Here is an 18326-nt window from a genome sequence, read left to right on the forward strand (position 1 = left end):
CGCCCCGCTCACCGCGTGAGCGTGGCCTCCAAGATGGCGAACGGGCTGTCCACGGGCCCCGGGACGCGCCGGTCGAGGGTGAATCCGGCACCGGCGAACAGCGCCGCGAACTCCGTCTCCCGGCGCTCGTGGCCCGACACCATGCCGAGCATGGTCAAGTCGAGCAGCTTGCTCGGATGCGGCTCATCGCCCTCCGAGAGCACCGTCTCGACCACCACCAGCCGGGCGCCGTGGGGCGCCGCCTCCGCGATCCGGCCCAGGATGCGCCCACACGACACGTCGTCCCAGTCGTGCAGCACGGTGGACAGCAGGTAGACGTCGGCGGCCGGTACGCCCTCGAAGAAGTCACCGGCCCGTACCTCGATGCGGTCGGCCAACCCCTGGCCGGCCAGCCGCGCGTGTGCGGTGGAGACCACGTGCTCCATGTCGAAGACGATGCCGCGTCGACCGGGTTCGTCGGCCAGCAGCCGGGCCAGCACGGAGCCGTCGGCGCCGCCGATGTCGGCGACCACCTCGCCGGGCGGGAGCCGGTAGCCGGCCAGTGCCGCGTCCTTGGGGCCGTACGTCAGGTTGGCCATCGCCGACGCCATCACGGGCAGGTGCTCCGGGTGGGTGCCCAGCCACTCCGCGAAGGACTGCCCGAAGTGCGCCGTGGCCGCCGGGGTGCCCGTACGGACGGTGGTGACCAGCTCGGAGAAGGGCGCGTAGTGCGTCTCCATCCACATGATCGCCATATCGCGCACCGAACCGGGCACATCCGCCACCAGTGTGGAGCCGAGCGGGGTGAGCGCGAAGCCGTGCTCACCGCGATGGGTCACCACCCCGATACCGGAGAGGATGTGCAGCAGCCGCCCCAGCGCGTCGGCGTCCGTCTCCGTGGCCTTCGCCAACTCCCCGACGGTCATCGGGCCGTCGTGCAGCGCCGTGGCCACACCGAGCTTGGCCAGCGCGTACAGCGCCTGGGACTGCTGGAAACCGGACAGCAGGCGCAGCATCTCCATGGACTGCCCGGACGTGAACGCCTCCGATGCGGACACCTTGGACGCGGACGCCTCGGGTGCCGTCGTGGCGGGGGCCGTTGCCGCGTCGGCCTGCGGGGGAGTGGGCGCGGGGGGCATGGGCCTCTCCAGGGGTTGGGAATTCACGGTAATACGACTACCGCTAAACCGTATCGCACCATCGCTTCCGCGACCGCCCCGCACATGGATGCTCCCGGGGGTCGATCTGCTGACGGGGCTCGCGGCGGAGGGGCGGACGGTGTTCGCCTCCTCGCATCCGATGAGCGAGAGGGCGAGATCCTGGTCGCCATCAGTCCGGGTGACATAATTCCCGTACTGGTGGCAATGACGGTGAGGCACGTGACGCTGAGCGCGAGATCCCTACTGCCGGTCAACCTCACCCTCGGCGTGCTGCTGGTGCTGCTGCTCGCCGTGGCCGCGGGCGTCGCCTACGTGTTCCGTCTGTCTCCCGGCCACTCCGTCAACCGACCCCGGGAGATCGTGGTCGCGGGCGTGCGCGCGGCGGCGCAGCTCGCCGCCGTGTCCTTGTGTCTCACCTGGGCCGTCACCAACGTGGCGGGGCTGGCCGCGTTCCTGGTCGTGATGTTCGGCGTCGCCACGCGCACGGCGGGCCGCCGGCTGACGAGCAACCACACCTGGTGGCTGACCGCCGCACCGATCGCCGCCGGCGTCGTCCCCACGGTGGCCGCTCTGCTGCTGACGGGACTCGTTCCCGCGAAGGGCCTCGTCCTCATCCCCATCAGTGGCATCCTCATCGGCGGCGCCCTGACGGTGACGGTGCTCGCGGGCCGACGCGCCCTCGATGAGCTGGAACTTCGGCGTGGCGAGGTCGAAGCGGCGATGGCTCTGGGTCTGCTCGACCGGGACGCGCGCATGGAGATCGCACGGCCGGCCGCGTCCGACGCGTTGCTGCCGGGGCTGGACCAGACACGCACGGTCGGGCTGGTGACGCTTCCCGGGGCGTTCGTGGGCATGCTCCTGGGCGGGGCGAGCCCGCTGATGGCCGGGGCCGTTCAGCTGTTCGTCCTGATCGCCCTGATGGCGGTCCAGGCCATTGCCGTCGCGGTGACCGTCGAGCTCATCGCTCGGCACCGCCTGTTCCGTCCTGGAGCGCATGCCGACTAAGCGCTCCGCTGGAAGTGCCGCGATGCGTCGTCGGCCGTCTGCGGCGCCGTCGTGGCTGGTCGCGCCCGCGCGGCGGAGCCGCACCTCGACACAGCTCCGCGCCCCTTCGGGGCGCTGCCGAACCGTAGCGGACTTCGCCCGACGCGCTGAGACCACGGACCCGTAGTCGGAGGCGCGTGGGCTCGGCGGATCAGCCGGAGGACGGTACGGCCGGCAGACGGACCACCAGGCGCGCCCCGCCGAGGCCGCCGGCCTCCGGCGCGGGGTCCTTCTCGGCGTGGACGGTGCCGCCGTGCGCGGTGACGACCTTGCCGACGATGGCGAGGCCGAGGCCCGAGCCGCCGGCCTCGCGGGACCGTGCCTCGTCGAGCCGGGTGAAGCGCTCGAAGACGCGTAGCCGGTCCGCGTCCGGGATGCCCGATCCGTCGTCGCTGACGGTGAGCTCGACGGTGCCTCCGCGTTCGCTCAGGGCCACCCGTACCTGGTGTCCGGCGTGGCGGCGGGCGTTGTCCAGCAGGTTGCGTATGACGCAGCGCAGTGCCTCGGCGTCGCCCCGCACCCGCCCGCCGGAGACCCGCCGGGCGTCGATGTCCGCCCTGGCCAGGGAGTGCTGCCTGCGGACCTCGGCCAGGACCACCTCGTCCAGGTCGATGACGCGCGCGGCCTGCGATCGCGGCCGGGCGGGGTCTTCACTGCGGGCCAGTGCCAGCAGCCCCTCGACCAGATCGTGCAGCCGTACCGTGTCCTCCAGCAGGGTGGCGGCCATCTGCGGGTCCCGGTCGGGGTCGGGGTAGCTGGACATGACCTCGAGCTGGGCCCGCAGGGCCGTCAGCGGGCTGCGCAGTTCGTGCGCGGCGTCGGCGACGAAACGGCGCTGCGCGACGGAGGCGTCGTCGAGGCGGGTGAGCATGTCGTTGAGGGTGACGCCGAGCGCGTGGACCTCGTCCTGGCAGGCGGGCAGGTCCAGGCGGCGGTGCAGATCGGTCGCGGTGATCTCGGCGGCCTGGCGGCGCAGCGTTTCCACCGGGCGCAGGGTGCGGCCGGCGGTGAGCGAGATCGTCCACGCCACCAGCGCGGTCAGCGCGGGCACTCCGATCGCCAGGCCGGTGGTCAGGCTGGACAGGGTGTGCTCGGCCTGGGCCAGGGAGACCCCCACGACGATGGTGGCGGGCCGGCCGTCGACGCGGATCGGCCGGGCCAGTACGCGGAAGTCGCCCCCGTCGCCGACGCCGAGGTCATGGAGGGTGGTGGGATGCCCGGCGAGCACCCGCGGGGGGAGGGGGTTCGGGAAGCCGCTGGGGCTGCCCGGGCGCGTGTCGAAGTCGGAGCTGGCCCGCACCTTCCCGTGGTGGTCGAGCACCTCGACGACATCGTCGTCCCCGCCGCTGGAGGGGATGAGGGAACCCAGCCGGTCGTGCCGGACGAGGGACGTGACGTCGGACAGCCGCTGGCGGCCGGTGCTGTCCCGGTCGCGCCACATGGAGTGCTGGAGACCGAACAGCAGGCCGAGGCCGGCCGCGACCATCGCGATCGCGACGACCGTCGTGGCCCACAGGGTGACCCGGGTTCGCAGGCTCGTCTTCCGGGTCAGTCGCCGCACCCGGCGGAAGGCCGGACGCCCGAGGGGGAGGCGTCGGGACATTCAGCCGCCCTTGGGGTCCAGCCGGTAGCCGATGCCGCGCACGGTCTCGATGGCGGACCGGCCGAAGGGGATGTCGATCTTGCGTCGGAGGTAGCCGACGTAGACCTCGACGATGTTGGGGTCGCCCTCGAACCAGGCGTCCCAGACCTGCGCGAGCAGATCCGTCTTGCTCACCACCGTGTCGGGGTGGCGCAGCATGAACTCCAGCAGTCCGAACTCGCGCGGCGTCAGGTCCAGACGCTCGTCGCCGCGACCGCACCGGTGGGCGGCCGGATCCAGCCAGAGATCACCCGCACGGAGTACCGGTGACCGCTGTGGGGCGCTGCGGCGCAGCAGTGCGCGGATCCGGGCCAGGAGCACCACGAACGAGAACGGCTTCGTCAGGTAGTCGTCCGCGCCGAGGTCGAGGGCGTCCGCTTCGTCGTACTCCCCGTCCTTGGCCGTGAGAATCAGAACGGGGGTGGTGATGCCCGCCGCGCGCAGGGTCCGGCAGACGTCATAGCCGTTGCGGCCCGGCAGCATCAGGTCGAGCACGATCACGGCGTAGTCGTTGCACCTGATCAGACCGAGGGCCTTCGTGCCGTCCCCGGCGATGTCCACGTCGAACCCCTCGGCGCGCAGTCCGCGCTCCACGGCGGCGGCGATGTTCTGCTCGTCCTCGACAACCAGCACGCGCACGCGGCCTCACCTCATGACGGTACCGACGGTCGACCGGAAGACTGATCCTCGGTTGCGAGTCTAGAGGCCGGATCGCAGGTCGGCCGCGCGTCTCTCAGCGGGCTCTCAGGATCCCCTCAGCGCTCACTCAGCGCTCTCAGCGTCCGCACAGGCCGTACCGGACACAGTTGGAGAGTGCCTGGTTCACCCAGGCGTCAGGTCCCCAGGACGCGCACCATCCGACGAAAGGCGCCCATCGTGGCCTTGACTTCCGCGCCGCGGCGCGGGGACGAACGTCCGTCCTCCAGCGCCGGTTCCGCGCCGAAGCCCGCCCCGCGCACCTCCGCACCCCGCTTCTCCCGCCCAGCTCCCACCGGACGCTGGGCTCTGATCATCGCCGGGGGTTACGCCGCGGGCCTCGCGGCGGACGCCTCCGGCGTTCCCGCCCCCTACCTGCTGTCCTCGCTGCTGGTCGGCGCCCTCCTGGCGTTGTGCGGAGTGGTCCGCGACCGGCTCCCGGCGCCGGCCAACCGGGTCTCGCAGGCGGTGGTCGGCGCCCTCATGGGCAGCTATCTCACCCCGTCCGCCCTCGTCTCCGCCGCGCCGGTCGCGCTGCCGCTGACCGTGGTCACCGCGGCCACCATCGCGCTGAGCCTCCTGGTCGCCTGGTTTCTGGCCCGCGGTGGCCGCATCAGCCGGCCCAGCGCCGTCCTCGGCATGGTGCCCGGCGGTTCGGCCGCGATCGTCACCTGCGCCGATGAGCTGAAGGCCGATGTACGGCTCGTCGCCTTCACCCAGTACCTACGGGTCGGTCTCGTCGCCACCACCGCCCCACTCGCGGCCCACTGGATGATCTCCGCGTCCTCGGCGGCGGGCGGTCACCCGGCCGCGGGCGGCGGCGCCGGATCCGGTCTCCTCCACGTTGTCGCCGGGTCGGACCAGCTCACGGGGTTGTTCACGCTCGCCACCATCGCCGTCGCGGGCTCCTGGGCCGGTCGGCGACTGCGGGTGCCCACGCCACTGCTGATCGGGCCGATGCTGGTCGCCCTGGTCGCGACGCTCAGCGGCGTCGTGCCCGGCTTCGCGCCCGTCGGGGTGGGCCAGAACGCCGTCTTCGTCCTCGTCGGCCTCGACGTGGGCCTACGGTTCACCCGACAGACGCTTCGCAGCATGCGGCGCCTGCTGCCCTCGATCCTGGTCTGCATGGTGGTCGTCTGCCTCGGCTGCGCCGGGCTGGCGTGGGTCTTCGCCGGGGTGACGGGCACTCCGGTCACTGACGCCTACCTCGCCACGACGCCCGGGGGAATCAACGCGGTCCTCGCCACCGCGGTCTCCTCCCACGCGGACGTCGCGCTGGTGTCGACCGTGCAGAGCCTGCGGCTCCTGGTGGTCATCCTGGTCACGCCCATGATCACCCGCATGCTGGCGTCGCGGTGGTCGAAGCCCGTCGGCGTATCGGAGACCACCGCGGCGCTCGGAACGATCCCCGCCCCGTGGTCGTCTACAGTGAGTCGACCTCCTACACGCGTGTAGTCGGACCTTCGGAGGACCATGCGCCGCAAGATCCTGATCGTCGAGGATGATCACGCCCTGCGTGATGTGCTCCGGCGCGGTCTGTACGACGAAGGCTTCGATTCCGTCCCGGCCACCGACGGCGCCACCGCCCTGCGCCTGGTCACCCCCGACATCGCCGCGGTCGTCCTGGACATCGGGCTGCCCGACGCGGACGGACGGGACGTATGCCAGGCCATGCGCGCGGGCGGGTTCCACGCGCCGGTCGTCTTCCTGACCGCACGGCACCACCTCACCGACCGGCTGTCCGGCTTCTCGGCCGGGGGCGACGACTACCTGCCGAAGCCGTTCCACCTCGCCGAGCTCGCCGCCCGGCTGCGGGCGGCGCTCAAGCGGGCCACGCCCCCGCCGGCCGCCTCGGTCGGGGGCCTGGTCCTGGACGCGGTCCGGCACAGCGCGACGGTGCACGGCACCCGGGTCGCCCTGTCCCCGACGGAGTTCCGGCTGTTGGCCACGCTCGTCGCCGCGGACGGGGACCTGGTGCGCCGCCGTGATCTGGTCAGGGCGGGCTGGCCCGAGGGCGGACAGGTCAGTGACAACACCTTGGACCAGTATCTGACCAGGCTGCGCCGCAAGCTCCGGGAGACGGGCAGCGGCCTGACCATCGCCACCGCGCGCGGGATCGGGCACCGCCTGTCATGAGATCGGCCCGGCACCGACCGGTGCTTCGCGCGCCGGCTCCCCGTACCCTGCGCGGACGGCTCTCGCTCGTCGCGCTGACCACCGCCGCGCTGCTGGTCACGGTGTTGACGGTGGTGTTCAACACCGCGGTGGAACGACACCTGCGGCACCAGGCGGACGACGAGCTGCGGGCCCGGGCGACCGCCGTCGCCGCGACCGTCGACACCAGCGGTCCACGGGTGCGCGTCCTGGAGACCGCCAACGACCAGCTGCTGGACACGAACGTGTGGATCTACGCCGGGAAGCGCCTGCTGGAAAAGCCGCCCGCCACCTCGGAGAGCGGCCCTCTCACCCGGACCGCCGACCGGCTCGCCGCACGGGGTGCCCCCGACTGCGCGACCGTCCCCGCCGAGGGCCATCGGTCCGTCCGCCTGTGCGCCCGGCCCGTGAACGGTGGCGATGCCGCGGCCACCGTCGTCACGGCCCTCGACCTCGCCCCGTACCGGAGTTCGGCCGACACCCTGCTGTGGGGGTCGCTGATCCTGGACGCGGTGATGCTCGTCTGCGCCTACGTGCTGACACGTCTCGCGGTCGGCCGGGCCCTGCGCCCGGTGCGGACGATGACCGACCAGGCCACCCAGTGGAGTGCCGTGACCTCCGAGACACGCTTCAACACCGGGTCAGGCCCGGTCGAACTGGCCCGTCTGGGCACCTCGCTGGACGCGTTGCTGGACCGCATACGTGCCGTGCTGCGCCATGAGCAGCAGCTGACGGGGGAGCTGTCCCACGAGCTGCGGACGCCACTCACCCGGATCATCGCCGAACTCGACTGGTGGCGGTCCCGGCCCCGCTCGGCCGCGGAGACCCGCGCCACTCACGAGGTGATCGACGAGGCCGCCCAGTCCATGCGCACCATCTGCGACACGCTCCTGCTCGACGCCCGCGACAACGCGGTGGACACCTCGACGGCCCCCGGCACGGCCGATGTCATACCCGTGCTGCGCCGCATGGCCCGGCGCCTGGACACACCGGCCCAGGTGAACGCCGTGGTGGAGGCCGGGAACGGGCAACTCGAGGCAGGAGTGGCACCCGCCTTCCTGGAACGCATCGTCAGCCCGCTGCTCGCCAACGCCGTCCGCTACGCACGTTCCACCGTCACCGTGTCCGGGCGGCGCACACCCGGCACCGTGGTCATCGACATCACCGACGACGGGCCGGGCGTACCGGAGGCGTTCGTCGGCCAGCTCTTCCAGCCGGGGCGGCGCGCCGACCCCGGCGACGGTCACCACGGCGCGGGCCTCGGCCTGCCCCTCGCGCGCCGCCTGGCCCGCTCCGCGGGCGGCGAGGTGTCCTACGACGCCGGGCACGCGCCCGGGGCGCGCTTCACCGTCACCCTGCCCGCTGGGTGACCGGCTCCCGCTCCGCGCTCGGCGGACCGGCGGTCCGGCGCTCCCGCACATGATCGGGGGAGACTTCGCCCGCGCCGAAGGGGCCGGGCGCCCTTGTGCGATGGACCGACCGCGCGGGGCGGTGGTGTACGAGCCTGTCAGCCGCGGCCTGAACGCATCCTGAACGCCTGCCGGGGCTCAGGCCGTCTGCCGGGCGACTCGCTCCGGTTCGGTGACGTCCTTGCGCGTCACCGCAAGGAACACGACCAGGCCGAGAATGACCGCCAGGAAAAGGACACTGGTCACGACCGTGCCCAGGCCGAGGCCCCCGTCGCCGGTCGGCTGGGAGAGATAGTCGCCGATCGAGGCGCCGAGCGGGCGGGTGAGGATGTAGGCGATCCAGAAGCTCCACACCGCGTCGAGACCGAGGGCGAAGTGAGCGACCGCGACGGCGGCGATGGCCAGGGCGAACAGCGCCGCGGACAGCCAGTACCCGAGGTTCATCCGCTCGGAGACCAGATCACCGGCCGCGGTTCCCAAGGCGAAGGTGAACAGCACCGCCAGCCAGTAGAAGGATTCACGGCTCGTGGAGTCGATGGTGTGGATGGACAGTGTCCGCTCCCGCCGGTACCAGACGACGAACACGACCGCCAGGACGATCGCGAACACCGCCGTACTCGCCTCCAGCGGTACGCCCATGTTGTCGGTCAGGTTGTCGCTGATCAGCGTGCCGACGACGCTGATCAGGGCGACGACCGGCCAGTACACGCCCGCGCGGTAGCCGCTGGTGCGGAACTGCGCCACCAGCACCGCCGCCAGTACCGCGGTCATCAGGGCCGATACACCCGTCAGGCCGAGCCCGGCCTTCTCGTTCAGCAGGTCGGCCGCGGTTTCGCCGACCGTCGTGCACAGCACCTTGATGACCCAGAAGTAGAGGGTTACTTCGGGAACCTTGTTCCAGTGCCGTCGGTGACGCGACCGGGTGGGCGGCGCGTCGGCCGGGGCGGGCGGCGCGTCGGCCGTTGGGGTCGGCAGGGGCTCAGATGTCTCGTAGGTCATGGCGCCTGACCCTGGCACCGGATACCTGAACGCGTCCTGACCAGCGCGCCACACCCGGTCACGCTCGACTACGGCGTCCCGCGGCAGGCGGCGTCCGTGGTCAGTGCCACCGCCGGATTGCCGCGCCACCGGGCGTGTGCCGGTACGTGTTCGCCCTTCATGAGGAAGGAGTCGGCGTCGATGTCGGCGTGGTCGCCGATGACGACGCCGTAGTGCACGAAGGCGCTGGTGCCGATCGTGCAGCCATTGCCGATGGCGATGCGATCCGATTTGAAGGCGCCCTCTTCGAGGGAGTGTGCCTGCAAGATGGAGCCGGCGTTGAGGGCGCAGTCGTCGCCGACCTGGGTGAGGGTCCGTTCCAGGATCCGGCAGCCGTCGTCGAAGACCCGGTGTCCCATGCGGACGCCGAGCAGCCGCCAGACGGCGGGTTTGACGGGGGTGCCGTTGAAGAGGGCGAGGTAGAGGATGGACGGCACCTTCCAGTAGCGCTCGTGCCGCCAGAAGGGCCGCTCGTAGAGCGAGCAGAACCGTGGCCGCAGGGTACGGAAGCCCAGTACGGCCCGTTCGGCCAGCACGAAGAAGCCGACCGTGAAGGCGAGTTCGAGGAGGGCGGTGCCGACCGTCTCCAGCCAGTACAGCCCGCCGTTGCCGGACAGGGGGAACATCGCGATCAGGAGGAGGCCGTAGACGTACAGACAGCGCACGGTCAGGAACAGGGCCATGGTCCCGGCGTTGTGGCGGTTCTTGGCCGCGAGGCGGCGCCGGAGCCCGGACCCGGCGGTGAGGTGGTCGAAGCGGTGGTCGCGCTCGACCGACCGTGGGATTTCGATGGGGGGTGAGCCGAGCAGCCCGGTGTTCTCCCTGACCGGGCCGCTGACGGGGATCATGGCCTTGGTGGCCAGCAGGCAGTTGTCGCCGGTCCTGCCGCCGGCCGGGTAGAGGATGTTGTTGCCCAGGTAGTTGTGGTTTCCGATGGCGGCCAGGGCGGTGCGGAACGAGGTGCTGGAGTACTCCGCGTTCGCCATCGACAGCCCGTCGGAGACCATGGTCCCGGTGCCGACGCGGCTGAGGGCGGGCACCTCGTGTTTGAGCATCGTGCCGAAGTTGGATCCGGTCTGCTCGATCGGCGCCAGACGGTATCCGAGGGCCTTCAGGTAGTGCACGATCGCCGAGCTGTCGCCGAACAGGGCGATGGTGAAGCGGGTGCCGGCCAGGCGGGCGACGGCGCGCTGGAGTGTGAACCGGACCCCGTACAGCGGGTACACCGTGTTCGCCCTGACGGGCCGGGACAGCACGCGCGACAGGGCCGGCACGAGGGTCGCCCCCAGGAGGGCGAGGCCGAACACCGTGGCCGCCGCGATCTCCAGGCCGTCGGCGTAGTACGTCCAACTGCCGGGGCCGCCCGCTCCGGTGAGGGTGTGGACCAGCGCGGGCCGGGCCTCCAGCAGTGCCGCGACGGCCACCTCGGCCACTCCTACGGTGGCCGTCAGCGTCAGCAGCATGACGAGGGTGTAGGACACTCGCCGCAGGCGGCCGCAGCGGGTCGGCGGAACCGTGAGGTACTCACACCCCGCCGGTGCGGGCCGGGCCGGCGAGCCGTGCCACCGCTGCCCGGCGGGTATCGACTGACCTTCGTGCAGCGCCGAGGCATGGCCGAGCTGGGCGGCGTCGCCGAGGCGCACGCCGATGTCGAGAGTGCTGTGCTCGCCGACGAAGGCGCCGGCCCCGATGGTGACCGGGCCGGTCTCGATGGCCCCGTCGCGTGCTCGGAAACCGTTGAGATAGGTCTCCTTGCGGATCACGGTGTCCGCCCCGACGGTCAGCAGGTCGGTACAGATGGGGACCCACCGGGTGCAGATCAGCGTGCGCGGTCCGATCCTGGCGCCGAGCGCCCGCAGATACAGGGTGTACATCGGCGTTCCGACCGTCAGCCGGGCCAGCGGGTTGGCGACGATGAGGGTTCTGACACACCAGAAGCGGACATAGGCCACGCTCCACAACGGGATGCGCCGCGGTTTCCACCGCCCGATGAGCACCCATTTGGCGGCGATGGGGAACAGGCTCGCGCCGATCAGCGCCACGGCGCCGAGCGCGACCGCGCGTTCGTACCCACCGAGCCATCCCTGCCCCCGCGCCATCCAGGACGTTCCGGCGTCCAGCGCCACCGAAGCGACGCAGACGTACACGAGGAACGCCAGGAACTGGAGCGCCGCGCACAGGGCGTACCGGAGCCTGCCCACCGCCGGAGCGGCCGGGGCGGACGGTTGCCGCGGTACGCGGTCGGGCGTGGCCCGGGCAGGGGCGGGCGCCTCGGCCAGGGCCGTGGCGAGCCGGCGCACCGTGGGGTGCAGGTAGACGTCCCTCATCGACACGTCGGGCAGGTCCGGACGTTCGCGCACGGCCGCGTTGAACCGCGCCATGAGCAGGGAATTGGCGCCGAGGTCGGCGAAGAAGTGGCTGTCCACGGAGACCCGCTCGACCTGGAGGACCGCGGCCAGCAGGTCGGCCAGCGCCCGCTCGGTACGGGTGTGCGGAGCCGTGCCGTCGCCCTGTGCGAGGCGGCGTGGCCCGGTCGGTGGCGGCAGATGCCGGCGGTCGGCCTTCCCGCTGGGCAGCGTCGGAATCGACGTGAGGTGTTCGAGATAGGCGGGGACCATGTAGCCGGGCAGCCGTTCCCGCAGGTGTGCCACGGCCCGCTCGGGATCCACGGTCCTGCCCGCGCAGGTGGTGTAGTAGGCGCACAGTTCCACCGTCCCCGGGGTGATCTCCCGGTCGCTGACCACCGCTTGGGCGATTCCGGGCAGGTGCAGCAGCACCGACTCGATCTCGGTCAGTTCCACGCGGTAGCCGCGGATCTTGACCTGGGTGTCGATGCGGCCGTGATGCTCGACCTCGCCGTGGGCGTTGATCCTGCCCAGGTCCCCGGTCCGGTAGAGCCTGCCGGACGGATTCCCGGGGACGCCGAGGAAGTCCGGAATGAAGGCGCCTTCGGTCACCTCGGGCCGGTTGAGGTAACCGTCGGCGAGCCCGATCCCGCCGATCGCGATCTCTCCCATCGCGCCCGGTGGCAGAGGTGCGTCCCGTCCCGGATCGAGGACGGCGACCGAGTACGTCGGCAGCGGGACACCGATCGTCACCGGACGGTCGGGGGCCAGGGGGCTCCAGGTCGCCGTGACGGTCGCCTCGGTCGGGCCGTAGACGTTGAGGAACCGGCGGCCGGGCCGGTGCCAGCGGGTGACCAGGTCCTGCGGACACGGTTCCCCGGACACCAGCAGGAACCGCAGCTCGGACACGTTCTCGTCCAGGGTGGCCAGCAGGGTGGGAACGCAGCACAGGGCCGAGACCCGGCGCTCCCGCAGGAACGCGTCCAGTTCGGCACCGAGCAGGCTCGGCCCCTCGGGCCTGGGCACCACCGTTGCACCGGCCATCCAGGGCACCCATATCTCCTCGACGGAGAAGTCGAACGCGATGGTCATCCCCTGGTAGACCCGGTCGTCGCAGGTGATGCCGTAGACCTCCGAGGCCACTCGGACGAAGTTGCACACCGCGGGATGTCCGACGGCCACCCCCTTCGGGCGGCCCGTGGATCCCGAGGTGTAGATGACGTAACACAGGTCGTCGGGCGGCTCCCCGACGGCCAGGGCATCGGGGCGCTCGGGAGACTGCTCCGCGACCCTGGACCGCACCCGATCCAGATACAGCGGCTCGGCGCCGGCCGCGAGGTCTCGTGTCCGCTCGGAGAGCCGGGACAGTGACAGGACCATGCGCACGGAAGCATCGGACACGATGTAGCTCAAACGATCCGACGGGAATCCGGCATCCAACGGCACATACGCGGCGTGTGCCTTGAGCACGGCCAGCATCCCGACATAGGCGTCCACCGCCTCGTCGAGCAGCAACCCGATCCGGTCGCCGGGCCGTACCCCCTCGGCCATCAGGAAACGCGCGAGCTGGTTGGCCCTCGCGTCCAGCTGCGGGTACGTGAGGGCGACGTCGGCGGCGTCCACCGCGAGCCGGTCCCCGGTTCCCCGTGCACGCATCCGGTCGCAGCACTCCTCGAACAGTCGCTCGAGCCGTTCGCCGTCCCGCCACCGAACCGAACCGTCCCAGCCCGCACAGCCGAGCAGGCCATCCGCACGACTCTGCGACCTCGGCAGCCACGCCTGCGACGGCCCTTCCCGCACCGCCCCGTTCCGGTCACTTCCCCACATCGTGCTCTCCTCCATGCGCACCACGGCCACGGCCTCTGCCCCGCCGGATCCGTTCGGTCAGAGGGGCTGGGCGGGCCCCCTCTCCAGGAACGCCTTGTGCAGGGCGCGTACGGCGTCCGGCAGCAGGGAGGCGCGGCACGGTACGCAAACGCGGGTGTCCGACGCCGACACCGGCTCGAACGGCACGTCCATCCTGTCCAGCGTCTCCCTCAGCCGGAGGAGGATCCCGGCGTGCGAGCGGAGTCCGGATCCGACGAGCGACACGGTCCCGACGTCGTCCTCGCGGACCAGGGTGTCGTACCCGATGGGGGACCGGTCATGGGCCAGACCGACCACCCGGGCGGGGGATCCGTACGGCGGGGGCCGCTCGGGCTCGTCCGAGACGACGGTGCCCGGATGGTCGTCGTAGGACGACCGCACCCGGAGGGCCACCGCGTAGCGCTCGGCGTACTCGGCGCCGGACAGCGCCAGCACCCGCGCTCCCCCGGCCGCCAGCTCCCGCATGGCCTCATGGGTGAGGTGGCCGATCGGCCTCGCCTCCGGCACGAGCGTGGGATCCGCGGTGAGCACCCCGTCCACATCGGTGCAGATCTCGCACACGTCGGCCTTGAGGGCCGCCGCCAGGGCGACCGCCGTGGTGTCGGATCCGCCGCGGCCCAGGGTGGTGACCTCGTCGTCCTCCCCGCACACCCCCTGGAACCCGGTGACCACCGGGATCATGCCGCGGTCCAGCGCCTCCCGGACCAGGCGGGGCCGCACCTCCACGATCCGGGCCCCGCCATGGGCCGGGGTGGTGATCACCCCGGCCTGGCGGCCGGAGCAGGAGCACGCCGAGGCACCGAGCGCGTGGATCGCCATCGCGGTCAGCGCGCTCGAGACCTGCTCGCCCACGCTCAGCAGGGTGTCCAGCTCCCGCGGGGCGGGTGCGCTGTCCACCTTCCCGGCCAGCGCGAGGAGTTCATCGGTGGCATCTGCCATGGCGGACACCACCACGACCACGTCGTGGCCCTCGTCATGGCCCTTGACCACCCGTTCGGCCACCCGGCTGATCCGCTCGGTGGTGGGTATCGAGGAGCCTCCGTACTTCTGGACGATGAGAGCCATCCGATGCCCCCTTTCAGCGGGTCTCAGCGGGGCTCAACGGGTCTCAGTGGGCCGAGGAACGATCGGCGCCGGCGGACACGGCATCCACCAGGATCGAGCAGGCCATGTCCACGACCTCGGCGGTGACGTTCAGCGGGGGCAGCAGACGCACCACGGCGTCGTCGCGTCCGCCGCGTTCCACGATGAGGCCGTGGCGCAGCGCGTGGTGCTGGACCGCGGCCGCGACCCCGGTGGCGGGGCGGCCGTCGCGGGGGTCCGCCAGTTCGATCCCCCACATCAGCCCGCGGCCGCGCACCTGGCGGACCCACGGATCGCGGGTCAGCCCGGCCAGCCGGTCCGCGATCCGAGCACCCTGCCGGCGGACGTTCCCCAGGATGTCGTCCCGCCGGATGATCCGGACCGTCTCCACCCCGGCGGCGAAGGCCAGTTGATTGCCGCGGAAGGTCCCGATGTGCGCACCGGGCGCCCAGGTGTCCAGCGCGGTGTCGTACAGGATGAGGGCGACCGGCAGGCCGATGCCGCTCAGCGCCTTGGACGCCACGATGACATCCGGTTCGATGCCGTACTGCTGATGCGCGAACCAGGTGCCGGTGCGTCCGCAGCCGGTCTGGACCTCGTCGACGATCAGGGGGATGCCCAGCGAGCGGGTCACCTCGCGCACTTTGCGGACGAAGTCGGTGCGGGCGACGAAGTTTCCGCCCTCACCCTGCACCAACTCCATGATCACCGCGGCGGGCGGTGGAATGCCGCCGTTGCTGTCCCGCAACGCCTGCTCCAGCAGGTCGGCGCCGTTGACGGAAGGGCCGTCCGGGGCCGGGTCGCCGGCGGTGTACGGGAAGAAGTGCACCCCGGGCATGCCGTCGCGCACGGGCGCCTTCTGGGACACCAGCCCGCTGAGCGCCATCGTGGCGTGGGTGCTGCCGTGGAAGGCGCCCCGGAAGGAGATGATGTCGCCCCGGCCGGTCGCGATCTTGCAGAGCTTGATGGCGGCCTCGACGGCGTTGGCCCCCGTCGGCCCGCAGAAGTGCAGCCGTGTGCGCTTGCGCACCTCCGGCGCCAGCATGGACAGCTGGGCCTGGGTGAAGGCGTCCTTGGCGGGGGTGGGGAAGTCCAAGCCGTGGGTGAGGGAGTCGAGCTGATGCGAGACGGCCCGTACCAGCTCCGGATGGTTGTGGCCGAGCGACAGCACCCCGGCGCCGGCGAGGAAGTCGATGAAGACATTGCCGTCGACGTCGCGGACGAAGCTGCCCGAGCCCTCGGCCAGGGCGATGGGCAGATGGCGCGGATAGGTCCGCGCGCTCGACTCCCACCGCTCCTGCCGGGCCAGCAGGGCGGCGGAGCGGGGGCCGGGCAGATCGCCGCTGACTCGCGGTGCCGTCAGCGGAGCGGGCCGGAGGAGCGTGGTCATCGAAAGGCCTCCCCAAACGTGTGCCGGAGAGCGGCGCGGTCCGCGGGCGAACCGTTCATGTTCTCCACGCTAGGAAGGGGGTGGTTAACCCGCAGCGCGACGGAGGTCAGACGACGGCAAAAAATGCCGATGGGGCCACATCGCCAGTGGTGGGCGCGGCCTGGTGAACCGATCGACGCTCCGTGTTCAGCAGGCGGGTGCGCCGCCCGCCTCACCCGTGGGACGGCGGTGGCTCCGCGACCGGCAGCAGCAGGGTGAAGGTGGTGGGCCTCGACCGGGCCAGGGTGAGCCGGCCCCCGGCCGTCTCGGCCAGCTCCCGGGCCAATGTCAGTCCGATGCCTCGTCCGGCGGGGGACGTCGTCGCCCCCCGCCGGAAGAGGGTCCGCTGGTCGAGTGGTGGCGAGCCCTCGTCGGACACGTCGACGGCGGTCACGTCACCCATCTCGCGCACCGTGATCCGGACGGCGCCGCGGCCGTGTCGCAGGGCGTTGTCCAGCAGGACGTCCAGGATCTGTTCGGCGGTGCGGTCGGGGATCCGAAGACCCTCGCCGTCCGGCTCCGCGTCGAGGTCCAGACGTCGGCCCTCGGCGGCGAACGCACCGTGCCAGCGGCGCTCCACCCCCTCGACCACCTCGGCGGCGGGCCGCGCGGTCGTGGGCACACCGGGGCCCGGCGTCGCCCTGGCCAGCCGGAGCACCTCGTCCACGGTCCGCTGAAGGTGCCGGGCCTGTTCCAGGGCCTCCGTCACCGCCGCTCGCTGGTCCGCGTCGGGGTCGGCGGCGGCTGCCTCCAGACCGAGCTGCAGACCCGCCAGCGGGGTGCGCAGCTGGTGGGAGGCGTTGGAGGTGAAGTGGCGCTCGTGCTCGAGCCACCTGGTCAGATGCTCGACCATGGTGTTCTGGGTGCGCGCCACCTGGTCGATCTCGGCGATCGCGCTGCCTTCGGCGCGCGCGGTCAGATCCCCGCCCGCCACCGCTCCGGCCTTCGCCGACAGCGCCTCCAGTGGCGCGCTGAGCGTGCGCGCCTGGCGGCGTGCCACCACGACGGCCGTGGCCAGCGCCACCAGTGCGAGACCGGCCAGACCCAGCCAGGCCAGGACGATGCGGCGCCATACCCCCGCGGTGCCGGACGACGCGCGGACCGTGCCGATCACCTGTTTCCCGGTGGACAGGGGGACGGCCACCACGAGCTGGTGGTCGCCGCGCCCCCGGACCAGGACCCCCTTCTGGGCCTCCCGGGTGATCGCGTCCGCCTTCCCGGGGCCGCTGCCGTCGCGCAGCCGTCCGGACAGGTCATACGCCCCGACGTCGATGCCCCGCTGATGGGCCGGCAGTTCCACGTGGCCGCCCACCACGAACGGGGGCACATGGACCGCGGCCGCCAGGGCCGCGCGCTCCAGCTCATCCCGCTCGTCCGCGAAGAAGGCCGTCTGGATCCCGAGCGCCAGCGGCGTGGCCAGCAGGATCAGTGCCACCAGCACCGCCATCACGGCCACCCGCATCACGCGCTGTCTCATGCGCCCATCATGAACGCGGGCACGCCCGGTGGGGCCGAGGCGGCGACGCCGCCGTCCGGTTTCACCGCCGTCTGAGCGGCCCGTCCGAGCGGCGGCGCGGGAACTCTGACAGCGGACCGTCCGCGCGCCCCGGGCGGTCACCCGCTCTACGCTTCGGGGCATGTGGACGACAGGGGCCAAGGACCCGGTGTCCGTCCTGTTCATCGAGGACGACGAGGTCATCGGGCGGCATGTGGAAGCTGGTCTGCGATCCCACGGCTACGCCGTGACCTGGGTCCGGACCGGCGGTTCAGGGCTGGCCGAGGCCGACCGGAGCCCCATCGACGTCGTCCTCCTCGACCTCGGCCTCCCCGACATGGACGGCATCGACGTGGCCCGGCAGCTGCGCAACGGGCATCCCGACGTCCTCATCCTCATCCTGACCGCCCGCAGCGACGAGATCGACGTCATCGTGGGCCTGGACGCGGGCGCCGACGACTACCTGGCCAAACCCTTCAGCATGACCGTGCTGCTCGCCCGCCTCCGCGCCCATCTCCGCCGTCGCCCGCCCGCCCCGGCGGGACCGGACGGACTGGTCCGCATCGGCGATCTCACCGTGGACATCGCGGCGCGCCGCTGCCGCCTCGGCGACCGGGAGGTCGAACTGCGCCCCAAGGAGTTCGAACTCCTCGCCGTCCTGGTCCGCCATCCGCAGGAGGCGGTCTCCCGCGAAGCGCTCATGGCGGAGGTGTGGGACGAGAACTGGTTCGGGCCGACCAAGACGTTGGACGTCACCATGTCCTCGCTGCGCCGACGGCTGCGGGCGGCGGCGTCCGACGCGCCCGCGCCCGTCGCCCTCCCCGCCCTCACCACTCTGCGCGGACACGGCTACCGGCTCGACCCACCCGAGCCGCTGGGCGGCCCGGGATGACTGATGGCGTCGGGGGTGGAGATCCCATTGCCCCCATGCCGGTCACCATGACCGCGGCCGCGAGGCGGGACCACGGATCCGGTTGCTGCCCTTG

The 18326-nt window shown here is 72.0% G+C and carries 13 protein-coding genes; 5 read left to right on the top strand and 8 right to left on the bottom strand.

The features are described 5' to 3' along the window. Positions 1-8: 8 nt before the first annotated feature. Entirely contained in the window at positions 9-1118 is a 1110-nt protein-coding gene (locus IEJ02_RS12590; protein ID WP_191064917.1) for a methyltransferase, read from the bottom strand. Positions 1119-1358: 240 nt separating this feature from the next. Here IEJ02_RS12590 and IEJ02_RS12595 point away from each other — a divergent pair, with 240 nt between their 5' ends. After that, complete coding sequence (locus tag IEJ02_RS12595; RefSeq protein WP_275558956.1) at positions 1359-2144, top strand: ABC transporter permease; 786 nt, start codon at positions 1359-1361, stop codon at positions 2142-2144. Positions 2145-2334: 190 nt separating this feature from the next. On the opposite strand, the gene IEJ02_RS12600 is transcribed toward IEJ02_RS12595, so the two are convergent. Together IEJ02_RS12600 and IEJ02_RS12605 are read right to left on the bottom strand one after the other, a co-directional pair. Beyond that, a complete protein-coding gene (locus IEJ02_RS12600; RefSeq protein WP_191064919.1) occupies positions 2335-3786 on the bottom strand; it encodes a sensor histidine kinase in 1452 nt (483 codons plus the stop codon). Continuing rightward, on the bottom strand, positions 3787-4464 hold the full coding sequence (locus IEJ02_RS12605) for a response regulator transcription factor (RefSeq protein ID WP_191064920.1): 678 nt from the start codon (positions 4462-4464) through the stop codon (positions 3787-3789). It lies immediately after the preceding gene. A 237-nt stretch (positions 4465-4701) separates the two neighbouring features. Between IEJ02_RS12605 and IEJ02_RS12610 the strand changes: the two genes are divergently transcribed. The 3 genes from IEJ02_RS12610 to IEJ02_RS12620 are packed head-to-tail and all read left to right on the top strand — an operon-like array spanning position 4702 to position 8045. Beyond that, the gene (locus tag IEJ02_RS12610) at positions 4702-5976 is read left to right on the top strand and encodes an AbrB family transcriptional regulator (protein ID WP_191064921.1); all 1275 of its coding nucleotides are present in this window, start codon (positions 4702-4704) and stop codon (positions 5974-5976) included. An 18-nt stretch (positions 5977-5994) separates the two neighbouring features. Next, on the top strand, positions 5995-6657 hold the full coding sequence (locus IEJ02_RS12615) for a response regulator transcription factor (protein WP_191064922.1): 663 nt from the start codon (positions 5995-5997) through the stop codon (positions 6655-6657). Then, complete coding sequence (locus IEJ02_RS12620) at positions 6654-8045, top strand: sensor histidine kinase (protein ID WP_191064923.1); 1392 nt, start codon at positions 6654-6656, stop codon at positions 8043-8045. Before IEJ02_RS12615 ends, IEJ02_RS12620 begins: the two co-directional genes overlap by 4 nt. 177 nt (positions 8046-8222) lie before the next feature. Here the strand turns inward: IEJ02_RS12620 and IEJ02_RS12625 are convergent, their stop codons facing one another. The 5 genes from IEJ02_RS12625 to IEJ02_RS12645 form a co-directional block, all read right to left on the bottom strand. Further along, positions 8223-9083 (bottom strand): COG4705 family protein, encoded by an 861-nt coding sequence (locus IEJ02_RS12625; protein WP_191064924.1) that lies wholly within the window; start codon positions 9081-9083, stop codon positions 8223-8225. A gap of 68 nt (positions 9084-9151) precedes the next feature. Beyond that, positions 9152-13123, bottom strand: a complete 3972-nt coding sequence (locus IEJ02_RS12630; RefSeq protein ID WP_223863726.1) for a Pls/PosA family non-ribosomal peptide synthetase — start codon at positions 13121-13123, stop codon at positions 9152-9154. A 228-nt stretch (positions 13124-13351) separates the two neighbouring features. Further along, complete coding sequence (locus tag IEJ02_RS12635) at positions 13352-14398, bottom strand: aspartate kinase (protein WP_191064925.1); 1047 nt, start codon at positions 14396-14398, stop codon at positions 13352-13354. Between the two features lie 43 nt (positions 14399-14441). Beyond that, on the bottom strand, positions 14442-15806 hold the full coding sequence (locus IEJ02_RS12640; protein WP_191064926.1) for an aspartate aminotransferase family protein: 1365 nt from the start codon (positions 15804-15806) through the stop codon (positions 14442-14444). 211 nt (positions 15807-16017) lie between these two features. Then, positions 16018-17322 (bottom strand): sensor histidine kinase, encoded by a 1305-nt coding sequence (locus IEJ02_RS12645; RefSeq protein WP_223863727.1) that lies wholly within the window; start codon positions 17320-17322, stop codon positions 16018-16020. Positions 17323-17482: 160 nt separating this feature from the next. On the opposite strand from IEJ02_RS12645, the gene IEJ02_RS12650 reads away from it, so the two are divergent. Beyond that, a complete protein-coding gene (locus IEJ02_RS12650; protein WP_191064927.1) occupies positions 17483-18232 on the top strand; it encodes a response regulator transcription factor in 750 nt (249 codons plus the stop codon). Positions 18233-18326: the final 94 nt, after the last annotated feature.

The organism is Streptomyces sp. 5-10, assembly GCF_014712245.1.
Classification (GTDB): Bacteria; Actinomycetota; Actinomycetes; order Streptomycetales; family Streptomycetaceae; genus Streptomyces; species Streptomyces violaceusniger.